This is a genomic window from Plesiomonas sp., from assembly GCF_051650925.1.
In the GTDB taxonomy this organism is placed as follows: domain Bacteria; phylum Pseudomonadota; class Gammaproteobacteria; order Enterobacterales; family CAMTGL01; genus Plesiomonas.
The window spans coordinates 1-2,377 of sequence record NZ_JBOFRH010000121.1; the positions used below are offsets into that span (position 1 = coordinate 1).

General features: G+C 52.8%; 3 protein-coding genes. All 3 read left to right on the forward strand.

Translation table 11 applies throughout. The features are described 5' to 3' along the window. On the forward strand, nt 1-303 hold a 303-nt coding region (locus ACRC27_RS02705), incomplete at its 5' end, for a M24 family metallopeptidase (RefSeq protein ID WP_438639133.1). Between the two features lie 3 nt (nt 304-306). Continuing rightward, nucleotides 307-1,497: a 2-octaprenyl-6-methoxyphenyl hydroxylase gene (ubiH, locus tag ACRC27_RS02710; protein ID WP_438639134.1), complete on the forward strand. Its 1,191-nt coding sequence runs from the start codon at nt 307-309 to the stop codon at nt 1,495-1,497. A 189-nt stretch (nt 1,498-1,686) separates the two neighbouring features. Continuing rightward, a partial coding sequence (locus tag ACRC27_RS02715; protein WP_438639135.1) for an FAD-dependent monooxygenase occupies nt 1,687-2,377 on the forward strand: 691 nt, incomplete at its 3' end.

Consider the following 2,377-nt stretch of genomic DNA (forward strand, 5'->3'; position numbering starts at 1 on the left):
CCATTTTATATGCACGGTTTAAGCCACTGGCTTGGGCTGGATGTGCACGATGTGGGAGATTACCAGAGCCCTGCACGTGATCGCATTTTACAAGCGGGCATGGTCATTACTGTTGAGCCAGGTTTATATATCGCACCCGATGCAAATGTACCGGCTCAATATCGCGGAATCGGGATCCGCATTGAAGATGACTTGCTTATTACTGCACAAGGCAATGATGTACTGACAGCAGGCGTACCTAAACAGATTGATGATATTGAAGCACTGATGGCCAGCGCCGAACATCGTCAACAGGGGGCATAAGTGATGCCTGCTTCAGTCATTATTGTGGGTGGAGCCATGGCGGGCGCAACACTGGCGATCGCTTTGGATACCCTGTGCCAAGGGCAGGTACACATTGATATCATTGAAGCGCAAGCACCGGAGGCCATGTCAGGCTCCGGTTTTGATGCGCGTAGCATTGCACTGGCGCACGGTACCTGTCGGCAACTCGCGGCTATCGGGTTGTGGCCAGCACTGCAGGCACAGGCTGAACCCATCACCCAGATCCACGTTTCTGATCGTGGGCATGCAGGAATGGTCGAGCTCCATGCCAATGAGTATGGGCTAGATGCACTCGGGCATGTGGTTGGTTTAACCGGTGTGGGCGAGGTACTACTGCAGCAGTTGCATCAGCGCCCCGCAATTCACTGGCACTGCCCAGACAGCGTTGAACACATTCAGCGCACACCCGAACAGGTCAACGTAACCTTGCACAGTGGCCGCACACTTACGGCTCAACTGCTGGTGGCCGCTGATGGAACGCACTCAACGGTATTACAGGCTTGTCAGGCTAAAACTCAACACCAGCCGTATGATCAGGTGGCCATTATTGCCAACGTACAGACCACCTTACCGCATCAAGGGCGCGCATTTGAGCGTTTTACCCCCCATGGCCCGCTGGCGCTGCTTCCTGTTAACCTTGCAGCCGGGCGCGGGCATACCTGTTCACTGGTATGGTGTCACCCTCTGGCAGCACAATCGTCGGTGTTGGGTTGGAGTGAACGTGAATTTATCCATCAATTGCAACAGGCTTTTGGCTGGCGGTTAGGTCGAGTTACTCATGTAAGCCCGCGCAGCGCTTACCCACTAAGCCTGCGTTATCCGACACAACATATTCACCATCGGGTTGCTATTGTCGGGAATGCGGCACAAATGCTGCACCCCATCGCTGGGCAGGGCTTTAATTTGGGGCTGCGCGATGTGATGACATTGGCGCATACGCTTGCTGACGCGCTAGAAAACGGCAAAACCGATCTCGGCAGCTATCCGGTTCTCAGTACGTATCAGCAACAGCGCCGCCAAGATCAGCACAACACTATTGCCGTGACTGACGGTCTGCTGCACCTGTTTGCCAATAGCCATCTTCCATTGGTTGCGGGGCGTAATCTGGGGTTAATGGCTATGCAGCACTGCACGCCATGGCGTGAATCATTAGCCCGAAAAATGCTCGGGTAGTCAGCATTTGCCGCTATGCGATTAATCATCCTTTATAATAAGTGCTCTTTTATACCCAACAACGGTATTTTCTACTGAGCATATTTTTACTGAATATACAGCGTAACGGCATATAACAACAAAACGTTGGGGGGGATGCAGAGCTATTCAGTGCATCTTTTCCCATTGATAAAATAAGAGGTTACTGCAGTGCAAGCGTTTGATATTGTCATTATTGGCGGCGGAATGGTTGGGTTAACTCTGGCCGCCGCACTGCAAGACAGCCCATTGCGGATTGCCGTACTTGAAAGTCAGCAACCCGACACCACGCTGACCGATGAGCCTGATGTACGCGTTTCAGCCCTGAATCTGGCCAGCCAAAATATCCTCACTCATCTTGATGTCTGGCCGCGGATTGAACCACACCGCACTGCGTCTTATCAGCGAATGGAAGTCTGGGAGCAAGATAGCTTTGGCCGAATAGATTTCACCGCTGATGAAATTGCCGTTCCTGCATTAGGCCACATTATCGAAAACCGAGTCATACAGCTTGCGTTGTGGGAAAAAGTCAGCACTCAGAGCAATGTCACTCTGATTGTACCCGCCACATTACAACAGGCGGTATTTGGCGATAGCGAAGCATTTCTCACTCTGGATAACGGACAAATGCTGACCACCCGCTTGCTGGTTGGCGCTGATGGCGCGCACTCATGGCTGCGTCAGCAGGCCGATATCCCACTGACATTTTGGGATTACGGCCACAGCGCACTGGTGGCTAACGTTCGGGTTGAGCAGTCGCATCAGCAATGTGCCCGCCAGATTTTCCGCCCACAAGGGCCGCTGGCTTTTTTGCCGCTGAATGCACCGGATCTTTGCTCTATCGTCTGGTCATTACCTCCGG

Excerpts from the sequence above, each read along its gene's own strand:
- ubiH (WP_438639134.1), top strand. The coding sequence starts at position 307 with ATGCCTGCTTCAGTCATTATTGTGGGTGGAGCCATGGCGGGCGCAACA.